At 67.1% G+C, this 15,825-nt stretch carries 17 protein-coding genes; 9 read left to right on the forward strand and 8 right to left on the reverse strand.

Translation table 11 applies throughout. The features are described from left to right. Positions 1-6: 6 nt before the first annotated feature. Positions 7-819 (reverse strand): Fpg/Nei family DNA glycosylase, encoded by an 813-nt coding sequence (locus tag ACFC0O_RS09820; RefSeq protein ID WP_375955343.1) that lies wholly within the window; start codon positions 817-819, stop codon positions 7-9. 86 nt (positions 820-905) lie between these two features. Beyond that, positions 906-1,379: a ribose-5-phosphate isomerase gene (locus tag ACFC0O_RS09825; protein ID WP_364629447.1), complete on the reverse strand. Its 474-nt coding sequence runs from the start codon at positions 1,377-1,379 to the stop codon at positions 906-908. A gap of 189 nt (positions 1,380-1,568) precedes the next feature. On the opposite strand from ACFC0O_RS09825, the gene ACFC0O_RS09830 reads away from it, so the two are divergent. Continuing rightward, positions 1,569-2,489, forward strand: coding sequence for a M48 family metallopeptidase (locus ACFC0O_RS09830; RefSeq protein WP_375956079.1), 921 nt, complete (start codon positions 1,569-1,571; stop codon positions 2,487-2,489). 99 nt (positions 2,490-2,588) lie between these two features. After that, positions 2,589-3,581, forward strand: a complete 993-nt coding sequence (locus ACFC0O_RS09835) for a M48 family metallopeptidase (RefSeq protein WP_375956081.1) — start codon at positions 2,589-2,591, stop codon at positions 3,579-3,581. 61 nt (positions 3,582-3,642) lie between these two features. Here the strand turns inward: ACFC0O_RS09835 and ACFC0O_RS09840 are convergent, their stop codons facing one another. Continuing rightward, on the reverse strand, positions 3,643-4,287 hold the full coding sequence (locus tag ACFC0O_RS09840) for a DsbA family protein (RefSeq protein ID WP_375955345.1): 645 nt from the start codon (positions 4,285-4,287) through the stop codon (positions 3,643-3,645). 163 nt (positions 4,288-4,450) lie between these two features. Here ACFC0O_RS09840 and ACFC0O_RS09845 point away from each other — a divergent pair, with 163 nt between their 5' ends. From ACFC0O_RS09845 to ACFC0O_RS09855, 3 genes are all read left to right on the forward strand, one after another. Continuing rightward, on the forward strand, positions 4,451-5,671 hold the full coding sequence (locus tag ACFC0O_RS09845) for an NAD(P)/FAD-dependent oxidoreductase (protein ID WP_375955347.1): 1,221 nt from the start codon (positions 4,451-4,453) through the stop codon (positions 5,669-5,671). Positions 5,672-5,775: 104 nt separating this feature from the next. Continuing rightward, positions 5,776-6,177: a YciI family protein gene (locus tag ACFC0O_RS09850; RefSeq protein WP_375955349.1), complete on the forward strand. Its 402-nt coding sequence runs from the start codon at positions 5,776-5,778 to the stop codon at positions 6,175-6,177. A 9-nt stretch (positions 6,178-6,186) separates the two neighbouring features. Continuing rightward, complete coding sequence (locus ACFC0O_RS09855; protein ID WP_375955351.1) at positions 6,187-7,449, forward strand: RNA polymerase sigma factor; 1,263 nt, start codon at positions 6,187-6,189, stop codon at positions 7,447-7,449. A gap of 9 nt (positions 7,450-7,458) precedes the next feature. Here ACFC0O_RS09855 and ACFC0O_RS09860 read toward each other — a convergent pair whose 3' ends face one another. Further along, a complete protein-coding gene (locus ACFC0O_RS09860; RefSeq protein WP_375955353.1) occupies positions 7,459-8,382 on the reverse strand; it encodes an AraC family transcriptional regulator in 924 nt (307 codons plus the stop codon). A gap of 118 nt (positions 8,383-8,500) precedes the next feature. Here ACFC0O_RS09860 and ACFC0O_RS09865 point away from each other — a divergent pair, with 118 nt between their 5' ends. Then, the gene (locus ACFC0O_RS09865; RefSeq protein ID WP_375955355.1) at positions 8,501-9,175 is read left to right on the forward strand and encodes an NAD(P)H oxidoreductase; all 675 of its coding nucleotides are present in this window, start codon (positions 8,501-8,503) and stop codon (positions 9,173-9,175) included. A 1-nt stretch (position 9,176) separates the two neighbouring features. Here the strand turns inward: ACFC0O_RS09865 and ACFC0O_RS09870 are convergent, their stop codons facing one another. Beyond that, positions 9,177-10,013: a phosphoribosylaminoimidazolesuccinocarboxamide synthase gene (locus tag ACFC0O_RS09870; RefSeq protein WP_375955357.1), complete on the reverse strand. Its 837-nt coding sequence runs from the start codon at positions 10,011-10,013 to the stop codon at positions 9,177-9,179. A gap of 182 nt (positions 10,014-10,195) precedes the next feature. On the opposite strand from ACFC0O_RS09870, the gene pepN reads away from it, so the two are divergent. The 3 genes from pepN to ACFC0O_RS09885 all read left to right on the forward strand — a co-directional run bounded on the left by pepN (position 10,196) and on the right by ACFC0O_RS09885 (position 14,126). Next, a complete protein-coding gene (pepN, locus tag ACFC0O_RS09875; protein WP_375955359.1) occupies positions 10,196-12,784 on the forward strand; it encodes an aminopeptidase N in 2,589 nt (862 codons plus the stop codon). A gap of 149 nt (positions 12,785-12,933) precedes the next feature. Further along, the gene (locus ACFC0O_RS09880) at positions 12,934-13,539 is read left to right on the forward strand and encodes an ATP-dependent Clp protease proteolytic subunit (protein WP_364629417.1); all 606 of its coding nucleotides are present in this window, start codon (positions 12,934-12,936) and stop codon (positions 13,537-13,539) included. Beyond that, entirely contained in the window at positions 13,536-14,126 is a 591-nt protein-coding gene (locus ACFC0O_RS09885; protein WP_364629414.1) for an ATP-dependent Clp protease proteolytic subunit, read from the forward strand. Before ACFC0O_RS09880 ends, ACFC0O_RS09885 begins: the two co-directional genes overlap by 4 nt. A 250-nt stretch (positions 14,127-14,376) precedes the next feature. Here ACFC0O_RS09885 and ACFC0O_RS09890 read toward each other — a convergent pair whose 3' ends face one another. The 3 genes from ACFC0O_RS09890 to ACFC0O_RS09900 form a co-directional block, all read right to left on the reverse strand. Further along, positions 14,377-14,712, reverse strand: coding sequence for a helix-turn-helix transcriptional regulator (locus ACFC0O_RS09890; protein ID WP_364632717.1), 336 nt, complete (start codon positions 14,710-14,712; stop codon positions 14,377-14,379). 347 nt (positions 14,713-15,059) lie between these two features. After that, positions 15,060-15,527 carry a DUF5130 domain-containing protein gene (locus ACFC0O_RS09895; RefSeq protein ID WP_375955361.1) on the reverse strand — a complete coding sequence of 156 codons (468 nt, stop codon included), beginning with the start codon at positions 15,525-15,527 and terminating at the stop codon, positions 15,060-15,062. Further along, entirely contained in the window at positions 15,514-15,795 is a 282-nt protein-coding gene (locus ACFC0O_RS09900; protein ID WP_364629408.1) for a hypothetical protein, read from the reverse strand. Before ACFC0O_RS09900 ends, ACFC0O_RS09895 begins: the two co-directional genes overlap by 14 nt. Positions 15,796-15,825 lie beyond the last annotated feature (30 nt).

Genomic DNA, 15,825 nt, shown 5'->3' on the forward strand with positions numbered 1-15,825 from the left:
ACGCGATCAGCTGGGCTGGCAGGTGGGGCACCAGAACAGGTTTCGGCCTTCCATGACCGAGTGCAGGACCGTGGTGGTGCACAACCGGCAGGGTTCGCCCGCCCGGCGGTAGACATACGTGCGGGGGCGGTCCGGGGAGTAGGACGGTGCGCCGTGGTCGTCTTCGGGGCGGACTACGACCATTACGCCGCGTTTGACGCCCACCTTCATGAGGGCGACAAGGTCGGTCCAGATCGCTTGCCACTCTTCGTGGGTCAACTGTTTGCCGGGGCGCGTCGGTGAGATGCCGTGGCGGAAGAGGACTTCGGCGCGGTAGACGTTGCCTACGCCCGCGATGACCTTCTGGTCCATCAGGAGGGAGCCGATGGGGCGCTGGGAGCGACTGATGCGGTGCCATGCGCGGTCCGGGTCGGCGTCACCGCGGAGCGGGTCGGGGCCGAGACGGGCTGTGAGGGTGTCGATTTCGGGGGCGAGGAGGATTTCGCAGGTGTTGGGGCCGCGCAGGTCTATGCCGTAGGGGGCGTCTTTGCGGCCGGGGCCGTACATGCGCAGGCGGACTTCGCCGACGGGTTCGCCCATGGGGACCGGGGATTCGTAGAATTTGCCGTAGAGGCCCAGGTGGATGTGGACGGTGAGGCCCGAATCGTAGTGGTGCAGTAGGTGTTTGCCCCAGGCTTCGGCGCTGGTGAGGACGCGGCCGTCGAGGCGGGCGGCCTCGGCGGCGAAGCGGCCCTGGGGGCTGGATACCCGCACGGGTGCACCGGCCAGGCGCTGTTGGTGCAGCTTTGCCAGGCGATGCAGTGTGTGGCCTTCGGGCACGAACTCACCGATCTCTCTGGGGAAAACAGGAATGCCGCCGCGAACGAGAGTTCGCGGCGGCGTGGCCTATTCCGGGGTGGCGGAACTCAGTACGCGGGAACGGCGGGGGCGACGCCGGTCTTCTCGTATTCGGCGAGGATGTCGATGCGGCGCTGGTGCCGGGCCTCATCGGACCATTCGGCGGCCAGGAAGGCGTCGACGATGGCGAGGGCTTCCTCGGTGCTGTGCATGCGGCCGCCGACGCCGATCAGCTGGGCGTTGTTGTGCTGGCGGGCGAGCTGAGCGGTTTCCACGCTCCAGGCCAGGGCGCAGCGAGCGCCGGGGACCTTGTTGGCGGCGATCTGCTCGCCATTGCCGGAGCCACCGAAGACCAGGCCGAGGCTGCCGGGATCGGCGACGGTGCGGCGGGCGGCCTCGATGCAGAAGGCCGGGTAGTCGTCGAGGGCGTCGTACTCGAGGGCGCCGCAGTCGACGACCTCGTGGCCCTGGCCCTCCAGGTGGGACTTGACGTGGTTCTTCAGTTCGAAGCCGGCGTGATCGGCACCCAGGTATACGCGCATGGCAGGGATTCTCTCAGGAGCGCCGATCCGCCATTAACGGTGGGTGAGCGGGAGCGCGAATAACAGGTGCCAACTTTCCGGCCTCCGATGCGAAGGTGCGCCATGCCGTCCGATGACCGCCAAGAACGAATGCCCGCTTTGACCGCCCGGACCACGGTCAACGGCCCGGCCTGGAATCCCGTATCGGGGATGACCGGCTGGGATCCGGCCACCGGCCCGCCCGGCTGGGGTCCGGTCGCGCCGGATGAGACGCGCCCGCAACAGCTGCCGCCGCGCATGCCGATGGATCCGCAGACGCGCGGGCTGTCCCCATTCGGGTTGCCCGCCCGGCACAGCTGGGAGATCCCGCTGCTGGTGCTGGTCGTGGTGCTGACCGTATTCGCCTATCCCTACGCGGTTTTCGAGGTGAGCCGCGGTACCGACAATCTGTACCTGTCGATTCTGGCGTTCGCGCCGATTCTGGTGTGGTTCCTGCGCGGTTCGCAGTGGGGTTCGGCGCGGGTGTCGGGGGTGAAGATGTCGCCGACACAATTCCCGGACGCGTATCGCATGGTGCAGGAGGCGGCGACACGATTCGGTATGAAGAAGGTCCCGGATGCCTATGTGGTGCTGGGCAATGGGCAACTCAATGCCTTCGCGGCCGGTCACGGTTTCCGGCGTTTCGTGGTCGTCAACAGCGATCTGTTCGAAATCGGCGGTGCGGCACGGCAACCCGAGGCGCTGGCCTTCGTGATCGGTCACGAGGTCGGTCATATCGCGGCGGGCCACACCTCGTATTGGCGGCAATTCGGCACCATACTCATGCAATTCGTGCCCGTGCTCGGTCCGGCGCTGAGCCGCGCGCAGGAGTACACGGCCGATAATCACGGCTACAGCTATTGCTTCCTGGGCGCGTCCGGCGCGATGACCACGCTGTCCGCGGGCAAATACCTCGGTGTGATGGTCGGATTCGACGAAATGGCGGACCGCGCCTTCACCGAAACCGGATTCTTCGTCTGGCTCACCAACTTGCAGGCCAGTCATCCGGTGAACACCTGGCGGATGTGGGCGCTGCGCGATCGCAGCCGTCACGGGAAGCTGTTCCTGCGCCCGGCTCCCCCGTCCGCATAGAGTTTGCTCATGACGTCCGACGATCAGTCGCAGCCGCCGAACGCCGAGCAGGGGAATCCGGTCACGGGGAGCCATCCGGGGTGGAATCCGGTCACGGGGATGACCGGATGGAATCCGCAGGTCGGCCCGCCGGGATGGGTTGCCCAGCCCGGCTATTCACCGCCGCAGGTCCCCCCGCATCAGCCGACCCGCGGGCTGTCCCCATTCGGTATGCCCGCCCGGCACAGCTGGGAGATTCCGCTGCTGGCGGTCGTGGTCGTGCTGACCGTGCTCGCGTATATGTTCGCGCTGCTGCTGTTGCTGACCGGCAGCCTGAATCAATATGTGCTGCTGTTCACGTTCGCGCCGCCGCTGCTGTGGTTCGGCCGCGGTGTGAATTACGCGACGCAGCGGGTGAACGGCGTGAAAATGTCGCCGACGCAGTTCCCCGAGGGTTATCGGATGGTGCAGGAGGCCGCCGCGCGTTTCGGAATGCAGACGGTTCCGGACGCGTACGTGGTGCTCGGCAATGGTCAGATCAACGCGTTCGCCTCCGGTCACGGTTTCCGCCGCTACGTGGTGGTGTACAGCGATCTGTTCGAAATCGGCGGTGCGGCACGGCAACCCGACGCTTTGGCGTTCATCATCGGCCACGAGGTCGGGCATATCGCGGCGGGGCATGTCTCCTATTGGCGGCAGCTGGGCATGTTCCTGGGACCGTTCCTGCCGATCCTGGGCAATTCGCTGATTCGCGCGCAGGAGTACACGGCCGATAATCACGGCTACTGCAATCGGCATCTGGGCGCGCCCGGCGCGATGCAGACGCTCGCGGGCGGCAAATACCTCAATGCCATTGTCGGATTCGACGAGATGGCCGATCGCGCACCGCAGGAGAAGGGTTTCTTCGTCTGGGTGGTGAACGCGCTGTCCAGCCATCCGGTGCTGACCTGGCGCATGTGGGCGCTGCGCGATCGCAGCAGACACGGCAAGTTGTTCCTGCGGCCCGCCCCGCCCGCGCTCGCGCAACCGCCCGCACCGTACGGCGGCTATCCGCAGCAGCAGCCGCCGCCACCGACCGGATATGGTTCCGCCACAACCTATTTCGAGCAGTAGCGACGCCAAGGGCCCGCCGTTTCCGGCGGGCCCTTCGTATTCCGGCGGCCCGATGCGAAAATCAGTCGAACTGCGGATCCTCGGTGCGGGTGCGCTTGATCTCGAAGAAGTGCGGGTAGGACGCCAGCGCGACCGCGCCGTCCCACACCTTGCCCGCGACCTCACCGCGCGGAATCCGCGACAGCACCGGCCCGAAGAAGGCGACCCCGTTGATGTGGATGGTCGGCGTGCCGACATCCGGCCCGACCTTGTCCATACCGGCGTGGTGCGAGACGCGCAGCGCCTCGTCGTATTCGGTGCTGGTGGCCGCCTCGGCCAGCTCGGCGGGCAGGCCCACCTCGGCCAGCGATTCCGCGATCACCTTGGTGAGCAGGTCCTCGCGCGGGCCGTCCGTCTCGTATTCGGCGCGGCGATTGTGCAGGCGGGTGCCCATCGCGGTGTAGAGCGCGGGCAGCACCTCGTCACCGTTCTTCGCGGCGGCGGCGATGGCCACGCGCACCGGGCCCCACCCGGTCGCGAGCAATTCCTTGTACTGCTCCGGCAGGCCGTCGCGGCCCTCGTTGAGCACCGACAGGCTCATCACGTGGAAGTTCACATCGATATCGCGGACCTGCTCGACCTCGAGGATCCAGCGGGAGGTGATCCAGCACCACGGGCACAGCGGATCGAACCAGAAGTCGACCCGGTCCTTGTTGGTGTCACTCACGAGTAATCCCTTTCGCATTCGTCGGCCGGGCATGGCCGCCACTATGGGCAACAATGCACCTTCTTACCGATATTTCCGCCGAGGGGCATGTTCTGCGGGTTAGGGTCGGAATATCAGCCTTCGTCGTCGGCAGCCGCGGATGGGCGGCGCAGGAAGGTCACACATGACCACGGCATCCAGGTTTGTCATCGCAGGTGGTGGGCTGGCAGCGGCCAAGCTCGCGGCGGCCTTGCGCGCCAATGATTTCGACGGGACGATCACCCTCGTCTGCGCGGAGGAGCGATTACCGTACGAGCGGCCGCCGCTGTCCAAGGACTGCCTGCTGGGTAAGAAAACACCTGCGGACGCGATCGTGGAACAGTCGCAGTGGTATCGCGATCATCACGTCGAGGTGCTGCTCGGCACCACCGTGACCGGGGTGGATCGGGCGACGAAAACCATTACGCTGCCGGATCATACGACGATCACCTACGACAAATTGGCGCTGGCCACCGGATCCCGGCCGCGCAAGCTGCCGATACCGGGAGCCGATGCGGCCGGGGTGTACACGCTGCGCACCGCCGAGGACTCCGAGGCGATCCTCGAAATGTTCGGTGCCGCCGGCCGACTCGTGGTGATCGGGGCGGGCTGGATCGGGCTGGAAGTCACCGCCGCCGCCCGCACTGCCGGGCTGGAGGTGACGGTGCTGGAATCGCTGGACGTGCCATTGCAGACCGCGCTCGGGCCGGAGATGGGGCAGGTTTTCGCGGATCTGCATCGCGAGCACGGTGTCGATCTGCGCGTCGCGACCAAGGTCGCCGAGATCACCGTCGCCGACGGGCGCGCGACCGGGGTCCGCCTCGCCGATGACACCGTCATCCCCGCCGACGCGGTGCTGATCGCGGTGGGCGCGCGACCCAATATCGAACTCGCGGTCGATGCCGGACTGGCCACCGGCGAGGGCGTCCTGGTGGATGAGAGCCTGGCCACCAGCGATCCCGATATCGTCGCCGTCGGGGACATCGCCGATCAACAGCATCCGGTGCTGGAACGCCGAATTCGGGTGGAGCACTGGGCAAATGCGCTCAATCAGCCCGCGGTGGCGGCGGCGACCATGCTCGGCAAGGACGCCGTCTACGACCGGCTGCCGTACTTCTTCACCGATCAATACGACCTCGGCATGGAGTACACCGGCTACGCGACCGCCAAGCAGACCGCGCGCGTGGTGGTGCGCGGCGATCTCGGCAAGCGCGAATTCATCGCCTTCTGGCTGGACTCCGGTAATCGGGTGCTCGCCGGGATGAACGTGAATATCTGGGATGCGGGCGACCGGATCAAGGAATTGATCCTGGGCGGCGAGGCGGTCGATCCGGACCGGCTGGCCGACACCTCTATTCCGCTGTGACGACCGTCACTCATCGCGTTCGAGCAACCGTGTCGAATTCGCGGCCCGGGCTCCGACCCGTCCGTGAACGCGCCCGCCCGGCGCACCGAACATAGGAGTCGACCATGAAGTACATGCTGCTCAAGACCTACGGGGCCAATGCGCATTGCGATACGCCGATCAACGAGTGGACGCCCGAGGAAATCAAGGCGCACATCGATTTTCAGCGCGCGCTGGGCGAGGAACTCGCCAAGTCCGGCGAGCTGGTGGACGCGCAGGGGCTGGCCGGACCCGATGACGCGGTGCTGGTCAGCTCGGACGGACGATCCGCCGCGGTGATCACCGACGGGCCGTTCCCGGAGACCAAGGAATTCCTCGCCGGGTACTACCTCATCGACGTCGACAGCCGGGAACGGGCGCTGGAGATCGCGGCCCAGGCCTCTGCCGGACCCGGCCCGGGCGGTAAGCCGATCGGCGAATACATCGAGGTGCGCGCGGTGATGAGCGCACCCACCAGCGATCTGTGACCCGGTTCGATGGGCTCCACCACCTATGAGGTCGAGGACCTGCTGCGCACACTCGCACCGCAGGTCCTCGGGGTGCTGACCCGGCGCTACGGGGATTTCGACACCGCCGAGGACGCCCTGCAGGAGGCCATGCTGGCGGCCGCCACCCAGTGGCCCGACGAGGGCACTCCGGATAATCCGCGCGGCTGGCTGATCCAGGTCGCGGCCCGCAGGCTCGTCGACACCGTGCGCGCCGAAGTGGCGCGGCGCAATCGCGAAACCGCGACCATGCTGCGCGAAGTGCCCGCCGCGGCCGAACTCTCCGACGCCATGGATGAGCGGGATGACACGCTGACGCTGTTCTTCCTGTGCTGCCATCCCGTACTGTCCCCGGCCAGCGCCATCGCTTTGACGTTGCGCGCCGTCGGCGGGCTCTCCACCGAGGAGATCGCCCGCGCCTTCCTGCTGCCGGAATCGACTATGGCGCAGCGCATCTCGCGGGCCAAGAAGCGGCTGGCAGCGGTGGATCGGCCCTTCGAGTCCGGCGAAAGCAGCTCGGAGACAGGGGAATCCGGTTACCCACAGCAATGGCGGGCACGGGTGGGCACGGTGTTGCAGGTGCTCTATCTGATCTTCACCGAGGGGCATACCAGTACCGGGACCGAGCTGCGGCGCAATGACCTTTCCGCGGAAGCGATTCGGCTCGCCCGTGCGCTGCATCGGCTGCTGCCGGATGATTCCGAGGTCACCGGACTCTTGGCGCTACTGCTGCTGACCGATTCGCGGCGGGCCGCCAGGTCCGGGGCGCACGGTGAGCTGATTCCGCTGGCCGAACAGGATCGCGGGCGGTGGGAGCGCGCGACCATCACCGAGGGCGTCCGGCTCATCACCGCAACACTGGCGGGCGGGTTGACCGGGCCGTACCAGATCCAGGCCGCCATCGCCGCGCTGCACGCCCAGGCGCGACGGGCCGAGGACACCGAATGGGATCGAATCCTGGCGCTGTACAACAGACTCGAACGCATCGCACCCAATCCCATGGTCACGCTGAATCGCGCGGTGGCCTTGGCGATGGTCGACGGTCCGCAGGCCGGGCTGGAACTCGCCGCGACTCTCGAAGCGCCACTGAAGGGTTCACACCGGCTCGACGCCGTACGCGGCCACTTCCATGAAATGGCAGGCGATTACACGGCGGCGATCACCGCGTACACGGCCGCCGCCGGACGCACCACCAGCACTCCCGAACGCAATTACCTGACACTCAGAGCGGCACTGCTACGCGAACAGCACTGATCTCGCCGGTCAGGCGGCGGCGCGGAAGCCGGTGGGGCTCAGGCCGCGGTGGCGTTTGAAGGCGGCGCTGAAGCCGAAGGCGTCGGCGTAGCCGAGGGATCTGGCTATCTGGGCGACGGTGAGATCGGTCGCGGTGAGCAGTTCTTCGGCCTCCTCCATGCGGAGTTCGGTGAGGTAGGCCAGGGGCGGGGTGCCCATGATCGCGGTGAAGCGTTTGGCGAACAGGGCGCGGGAGACGCCCGCCTGGGCGGCCAGCGTGGCCACCGTCCAGGGCAGGCCGGGACGGGCGTGGATGGCTTCCAGAGCGGGGGCGACCAGGGGATCCTCGACGCCGCGATACCAGCCGGGCGCATCGGCCCCGGCCTGTTCGAACCAGCTGCGCAGGGTGCACACCAGGCCCCAGTCCAGCAGGCGGTCCATCATGGCCTGCGAGCCCGCGCTGTGGCTGACCGCCTCGGTGGCGACCGCTTCCATCCACGGGCAGATCTCGGCGTCCTCGTGGATGACCAGCGCGGGCGGCAGGGCGCGCACCAGGCGTTCGTGGCGGCGCGAGGAGGCGCGGTACGCGCCGACCAGCAGGGCGGTCGCCTCCCCGGAGTCCTCACCCCAATTGATTCCACTCAAATCCGCTGCGGTGCAGTCCACTTCGGTGAAGCAGGCGATCTCGTACTCGGTATGCGGTACGCCGAGTGATTCGGGGCGATCGGTGAAGTGGAACGGTTCGGGACCCCGCACGATGACGGTGTCATCGGCGGCGAGGCACTGCCGGGTGCCGTCCGCCAGCACCAGGGTGCCGCCGCCGCGCAGCACGGTGATCATGGTCATGGGCGCACCGTCGGTGAAGCGAATGGTCCAGGGCGCGGTGAGCACCGCGTGCGTGACGACCGACCCTTCGGCGCGAATTCCGCTCAACAGCTGACTCAAGGGGTCCACGCTTCGAGCGTAGACGAATTCCTATCGATCGGAGTGGATCACCCATGGATCGTCCACGCCGCAACCGGTGTACTGGATGCAGCACCGCACGACCACCGCTCGATCAGGAGGAATTCCCTTGTCGCACAACGATAGTCGTACCGCTCTCATCGTCGTCTCACATCATCGCGCCGATTCGCTGACCGCGCATATCGCCCGCCGCACCGCGACCCAGCTCGAGGACGCCGGATACGCGGTCGACCTGCTCGACCTGACCGCCGAGGGTTTCGACCCGCGCATGAACACCGCGGATCAGCCCGACTGGAACGACCGCGACAAGACCTACTCCCCCGAGGTCGAAGACCATATGCGCCGAATCCTGGCCGCCGACTTGATAATCCCCGTCTTCCCCATCTACTGGGGTTATGCGCCCGCCCTGCTCAAAGGCTGGGTCGACCGCGTCTGGAACTACGGTTTCGCCTACGGGCGCAGTAAGCCGAAACTCGCGGGCAAGCGGATGCTGTGGCTCGGGCTGGCGGGCGCGACCGCCGACGACATGATCATCCCGGCCATCCAGACCATGCTCGACACCCAGCTCAGCGGCGCGATCGCGTACTACTGCGGTGTCTCCGACTCCCGCACAGTGGTCCTGCCCGACGCCGAGGAACGCCCCCAGCGTCTGGACGCCGAGGGCAAACTCGAAATCGGCGACGCGGTCCAGGGTGCGGCCCGCGACGCCCACTTCGCCGACTTCGAACGCAAAGCCGCGGAACACGTTTCGGACTTCCTGGCAGCCGACCGCGTCCCGGCCTGAATTACTTGGCGATGCTCACCCAGGGTGTACCGGTGATGAGTTCGTAAGCCTGCATGTACTTCTGGCGGGTGACCTCGACGACCTCGGCGGGGAGCTCGGGGCCCGGGTACTCCTTGTTCCAGCCGGTGCCGGTGGACCAGTCGCGCACGTACTGCTTGTCGAACGACGCCTGGGGGCGGCCGGGCGCGTACTCGTCGGCGGGCCAGAAGCGGGAGGAATCGGAGGTGAGCACTTCGTCGCCGAGGGTGAGAACGTCACCGTCCCAGCCGAATTCGACCTTGGTGTCGGCGATGATCACACCGCGCTCGGCGGCGTGCGCCGCACCGCGCGAATAGATCTCCAGGGTCAGGTCGCGGAGCTTGTTCGCGACCTCCTCGCCCTCCTGGTTGATCACATCGGCGAACGAGATGGGCTCATCGTGGCCCTCATCGGCCTTGGAGGAGGGGGTGAAGAGCGGTTCGGGCAGCCTGTCGCCATCCACCAGTCCAGGCGGCAGCGCGATACCGGATACGGTGCCGCTGCGCTTGTATTCGGCCAGCCCGCCACCGGTCAGGTACCCGCGCGCGACGCATTCGACCTTAAGCATCTTCAGCGGTTTGACCCGCACCCCGCGCCCGGCGAACTCCGCGGGCACATCGGTGGTGGAGACGATGTGATTGGGAATGCTGTCGAAGAACCCGAACCACCAGTTCGACAACTGGGTGAGCATCGCGCCCTTGTCCGGAATCGGGGTGGGCAGCACCACGTCGTACACCGACACCCGGTCGGATGCGACCAGGATCAGCGAATCGCCGTCCTCGTACAGGTCGCGCACCTTACCGGCGTGAATGTGCTTCAACTTTGTCCTCCTCAGACTGGATCGCTGCCGCCGCACAGCCTACCGAGGCGCTCCTGTCTCCTACGCACCCGCCGGGACGAGGCATGCGCCTGCCATGCGCTGCGCCGACATGGCATTGTGGGCACGTTGGCTTTACGGCGGGCAGCGCCGCCCGCAGCACTTGCGAGAGCGAAGGAGCACCCTTGTCCGCACCGAATCTCACCCGCGAGCAGGCGATCGAGCGCGCCGCGACGGTCCAGGTGGATAACTACCGCGTCGAACTGGACCTGACCGGGCAGCCCACCAGCGCCGAAGCGGCGACCAGTGACCTGTTCTTCTCGCGTTCCACGGTGACATTCACGGCGACGCCGGGCGCGAGCACCTTCATCGACTTCGTCGGCGCGGGCGTGCGCTCGGCCGTGCTGAACGGCGTCGCGGTCGATGTGAGCGATTACGACGAATCCAAGGGCCTGACCCTGACGGGGCTGGCCGCGCGCAATGAACTGGTCGTCGAGGCCGATGCCGAGTACTCGCACACCGGCGAGGGCCTGCACCGCTTCGTCGACCCCACCGATAACAAGGTGTACCTGTACTCGCAGTTCGAAACCGCCGATGCCAAACGCATGTTCGCGTGCTTCGACCAGCCGGACCTCAAGGCCACCTACGACGTGATCGTCACCGCGCCCGCGGACTGGGAGGTCATCTCCAACGGTGCGACGACCTCGACCAAGAGCATCGGCGCGGTCGTCGAGCACACCTTCGACACCACCCCGCGCATGAGCACCTACCTGGTGGCGCTCATCGCCGGACCGTACGCCAAGTGGACCGACACCTTCGTCGACGAGCACGGCGATATCCCGCTGGGCATCTACTGCCGCGCCTCGCTCGCCGAATTCATGGACCACGAACGGCTTTTCACCGAAACCAAGCAGGGCTTCGGCTTCTATCACACCAATTTCGGTGTGCCCTATGCCTTCGGCAAGTACGACCAGCTGTTCGTGCCCGAATTCAACGCGGGCGCAATGGAGAACGCGGGCGCGGTCACCTTCCTGGAAGATTATGTGTTCCGCTCCAAGGTGACTCGCGCCTCGTACGAGCGCCGCTGCGAGACCGTGCTGCACGAGATGGCGCACATGTGGTTCGGCGATCTGGTCACCATGAAGTGGTGGGACGATCTGTGGTTGAACGAATCGTTCGCCACCTTCGCCTCGGTGCTGTGCCAGGTGAGCGCGACCGAATACACCAATGCCTGGACCACTTTCGCGAATGTGGAGAAGTCCTGGGCGTACCGGCAGGATCAGCTGCCGTCCACGCACCCCATCGCCGCGGACATCCCGGATCTGCACGCGGTCGAGGTGAACTTCGACGGAATCACCTATGCCAAGGGCGCTTCGGTGCTCAAGCAGTTGGTGGCGTACGTCGGGCAGGAGCCGTTCCTGGCGGGTCTGCGCGACTACTTCACCGAACACGCCTACGGCAACGCCACTTTCGACGATCTGGTGGGCGCGCTGGAGAAGGCGTCCGGACGTGACCTGTCGGATTGGGGCGCGCAGTGGCTCAAGACTACCGGCCTGAATATCCTGCGGCCGGAGTTCACCGTCGACGGCGAAGGCAAGTACAGCTCGTTCACCGTCATCCAGGACGGCGCGGAGCCGGGCGCGGGTGAGCGGCGCACGCATCGCCTGGCCATCGGCGTGTACGACGATCAGGACGGAAAGCTGGTGCGCACCAAGCGCGTCGAGCTCGATATCGATCCGGCCGAGCGCACCGAGGTGCCCGAGCTGATCGGTGTCGCGCAAGGCAAGCTGGTGCTGGTCAATGACGACGACCTCACCTACTGCTCGGTGCGACTGGACTCCGGCTCGCTCGAGACCGTGGTCGATCGCATCGCCGATATCGCCGAACCGCTGCCGCGCACGCTGGCCTGGTCGGCCGCCTGGGAGATGACCCGGCAGGCCGAGATGCGGGCCCGCGATTTCGTGGCGCTGGTGCAGCGCGGCGTCGGCTCGGAGACCGAAATCGGTGTGGTGCAACGCCTTCTCATGCAGGCGCACACCGCGATCTCCTCCTACGCCGACCCGAACTGGGCCACCGACACCGGCTGGCCGGAGTTCGCCGACCGCCTGCTGTCGCTGGCACGGGCCGCCGAGCCGGGTTCGGATTACCAGCTGGCCTTCGTGAACGCCCTCACCGGCGCGCACCTGTCGGTCCGCCACATCGAGGCGCTGCGTCAGGTCCTCGAAGGCGATGCCGCCGCCGGACTGCCCGGCCTCGTGGTCGACACCGACCTGCGCTGGCGACTCATCCAGGCCCTCGCCGCCGCCGGTGATATCGACAACGACGGCACCGAAACCCCGGTCATCGACGGCGAACTCGCCCGCGACGACACCGCCGCGGGCCGCCGCCAAGCCGCCGCCGCAGCCACCGCCCGCCCCCAGATCCCGGTCAAGGCGCAAGCCTGGGCCACGGTCATGGACGACGACTCGGTCCCGAACATCACCGCCCGAGCCATCGTCGCGGGCTTCGCACCCGTCGGCCAGGCACACCTGCTGACCCCCTACGTCGAACGCTACTTCGCCGAAATCCCGTCCGTCTGGGATCGCCGCTCCAGCGAAGTCGCACAGACCGTGGTGGTCGGCCTCTACCCGCACTGGGCCATCTCCGACGAGGCCGTGGCGGTCGCCGACAAGTTCCTCTCCGGCGACCTCCCGCCCGCCCTCCGCCGCCTGGTGGTGGAAGGCAAAGCGGGCATCGAGCGCTCGTTGCGCGCCCGCGCCTTCGACCGCGGCTAGCCCGTAAACCGAAGTCCCGCAGCCCCTTTCGCCTCGCGCGAGAGGGGCTGCGGGCTTTTCGGGGCACGCAGGCGCTCACGCTGCTGTGAGCGGATCCGCTGTGGGCAGCACCGGCGGAAATCGCGGTGCCGGTGCGGCACCGTGGAGTCATGGCACAGGACGAGAAGACGCCGATGTTCAACTGGCGCACACGGGAACAGCTCTTCGCCAAGCGGATTCTGGTGCTGGACGGCGGGCTGGATGATGACAACGGGTCGCTGTTGATGACTCAGTTGTTGCAATTGGCGGCGGAGGATCCCGAGACGGGGATCTCGCTGTGGATTCATTCGCCGGGCGGGTCGGTGCCCGCGATGCTCGCCATCCGGGACGTTATGCGGCTGGTGCCGTGCGACGTTTCCACGCTGGCGCTCGGATTGGCTTGCAGCGCAGGGCAATTCCTGCTGTCTTCGGGGACTCCCGGGAAGCGGTTCGCGCTGCCGCACGCGCGGATCCTCATGCATCAGGGGTCGGCCGGTATCGGCGGCAGCGCGGTCGAGGTGGAGGTGCAGGCCGATGATCTGCGCTACACCGTGCAGACCGTGCTCGGGCTGATCGCGCAGGACACCGGGCAGCCGTTCGACCAGATCTACGAGGACTCGCTGCACGATCGGTGGTTCACCGCGACCCAGGCCAAGGAGTACGGGTTCATCGACGAGATCGTCGAATCCTTCTGGCAGATCATCCCGCAGAAGCAGAAGATGGGAATCTCGGCATGAGCAGCTACACCATCCCCAATGTGATCGCCCAGCATCCGCGCGGCGAGCGCATCATGGACGTCTACTCGCATCTACTGGCCGAGCGCATCGTATATCTGGGCACCCCAATAGATTCCGGCGTCGCCAACGCGCTGATCGCCCAACTCCTGCACCTGGAGGCCGACAGTCCGGGCCAGGAGATCAACCTGTACGTCAACTGCGAGGGCGGCGACCTGACCGCCATGCTCGCGGTCTACGACACCATGCAGCACATCTCGGCTCCCGTCGCGACAACCTGTGTGGGACAGGCGATCGCGGTCGGCGCGGTACTGCTGTCGGGCGGGGCGAAGGGTATGCGCACCATGCTCCCGCATGCCCGCGTGGTCCTGCACCAGCCCGCGATCAGCGGCCGCGGCACCATCCCCGACCTCATCATCCAGGCCGACGAAGTGGTGCGCCTGCGCGGCCAGGTCGAGGACATCCTCTCCCTGCACACCGGCCAACCCCTGGAAACCCTCCGCCGCGATACCGACCGCGACCGCGTCTTCACCCCCGAAGCCGCCCTCGCCTACGGCCTCGTGGACCGAATCCTGGACCCCCGAGCCTGATTTCACCGCCCACCGGGCGCGACGAGGAAGCGGTGTAGCCCCGCGCTCCGCGAGTCACCAGCGGGGCACGCCGCGCGCCCGAGGGCGGCGAAGCAGACTGCCACGAGGTCACCGAGATCCAACAATGAATGCCGGAGTGGCGAGCGAAGGCAGAACCGGCGATGGAGACGCTTTGACCACTTGGCCGCTCCCGATCGAATACCCCTGCCTCCCATCGAAGTCGAGGTTGCCGGTGGTATCCGGCGGCGGGTCAGGCGGCCAGGAGCAAGGCGTTGTATGCCTGAGCGGTCGGACGCTGGACCGGCGCGGGACGTGGGGTGGCGGGGATCGCGGCCAGGCGCTGGCGGCGCAGGGCGTTGGCTACCTGTTCGGTGAGGCCGATCAGATCGGTGCCGAGGGCTCCGGCCAGGGCGGCGATCATTTCGCTGGAGGGTTCCTTGCGGCCGCGCTCGACCTCGGAGAGGTACTGCGGCGAGATGCCCGCGCGCCCAGCCGTTTCGACGAGCTTCTCGCCGTTCGCCTGACGCATGGCCCGCAGCTCCGCGCCGAGCACTTCGCGCCAGAGCGGTTCGCGAACCGCGCGCAGAGTCCGGGGCTGCTCATTCGCGCGGCGGGATTCGGGACGCTTCCCGGGGTCACCGGCGACCGGTTGCAGCGCCGGACGAGTCAGTTCACCGCGCGTCTCGCCGACGGCTTGCGGGCGTGGTGCTTCGGACCGCTCGGCAAGTCCGCCGGGGATGGAATGGAGACGCGGCAGCTCGGACATGGTCCGAGCGTAAGTCGGCCCGGCCCCGTGGCGCGCTTCGTTCTGCTCTGAGCAGAACGAAGCAGCGCACCCCTTCCCTCTGCGGGCACCGGGCATGCCGGGGCGCGGAGACGGAAGGGGTGCGAAAGGGTCCGGCGTCGCGCGTATTCGCGACGCCGGTGCGAATGTCAGACGCGGCCGATGGCGGCGGCCATGACGCGCACCGCGGAGACCAGGCCGTCGATGAGATCGCCCTGGCGGAAGGAACTCTGGGCGGCGGTGGAACCGAGCTGGCAGACGCGATCGTTGGCGCGCTCGGCGACATCGCGGCCGGAGCGGACCTCGACGGCGCGGGCGTTCGGGTCGACGGCGATCAGCACCGAGCGAGCCGCCTCGGGGGTACCGGGGAAGACCGCGTCCGCGCCGGCGCCGGAATCCGCGCCGAGATCACCGATGAAGATGTTGAACCGCACCTTGGTGGCGCGGGTGGCATCGGTGAGCGCGTTATCCATGAGCAGGCGCTCGTGATCGGTGAACGGCACCTCGCTGAACACATCGCCGGCTTCGTGCACGCCGGAGACGCGCCCGCTGACGGTGACGGCGTAGCCGTGCGGTAGCTCGGCCTCGTTCACAGCGGGCCAATTAGAACTTGCCACTTGCCCGGCCTCCGATCAGGTCCGCCGCGGCGGATTCGATAGCAGCATGGTTGCCATGCGATGACTCAGCATTGTCGTGATGACCGGAACCGGTCACCTCGTCCGTCGCGCTCCACAGCACGGGAGGCTGGGTCCACTTGGCGCCCAGCGCGAAGTGGTCCGGCTTCTTGCCGGGCAGCGGCTTACCGAGGAACGACAATCCGGCGATCACCAAATAGATCGCAAGCGGGATGCCGACGTAGATCAGCACTGTCTGGAGAATGCTCACAGCCCAACGGTAATCGATGCCCGGATCGTC

It is taken from the genome of Nocardia sp. NPDC056100 (assembly GCF_042266325.1).
Classification (GTDB): Bacteria; Actinomycetota; Actinomycetes; order Mycobacteriales; family Mycobacteriaceae; genus Nocardia.

What these genes read in the sequence shown, in the direction of transcription:
- ACFC0O_RS09825 (WP_364629447.1), bottom strand. Translation starts at nt 1,379, where the DNA reads ATGCGCGTATACCTGGGTGCCGATCACGCCGGCTTCGAACTGAAGAAC.
- ACFC0O_RS09830 (WP_375956079.1), top strand. Translation starts at nt 1,569, where the DNA reads ATGACCGGCTGGGATCCGGCCACCGGCCCGCCCGGCTGGGGTCCGGTC.
- ACFC0O_RS09835 (WP_375956081.1), top strand. Translation starts at nt 2,589, where the DNA reads ATGACCGGATGGAATCCGCAGGTCGGCCCGCCGGGATGGGTTGCCCAG.
- ACFC0O_RS09845 (WP_375955347.1), top strand. Translation starts at nt 4,451, where the DNA reads ATGACCACGGCATCCAGGTTTGTCATCGCAGGTGGTGGGCTGGCAGCG.
- ACFC0O_RS09850 (WP_375955349.1), top strand. Translation starts at nt 5,776, where the DNA reads ATGAAGTACATGCTGCTCAAGACCTACGGGGCCAATGCGCATTGCGAT.
- ACFC0O_RS09855 (WP_375955351.1), top strand. Translation starts at nt 6,187, where the DNA reads ATGGGCTCCACCACCTATGAGGTCGAGGACCTGCTGCGCACACTCGCA.
- ACFC0O_RS09880 (WP_364629417.1), top strand. Translation starts at nt 12,934, where the DNA reads ATGGCACAGGACGAGAAGACGCCGATGTTCAACTGGCGCACACGGGAA.
- ACFC0O_RS09885 (WP_364629414.1), top strand. Translation starts at nt 13,536, where the DNA reads ATGAGCAGCTACACCATCCCCAATGTGATCGCCCAGCATCCGCGCGGC.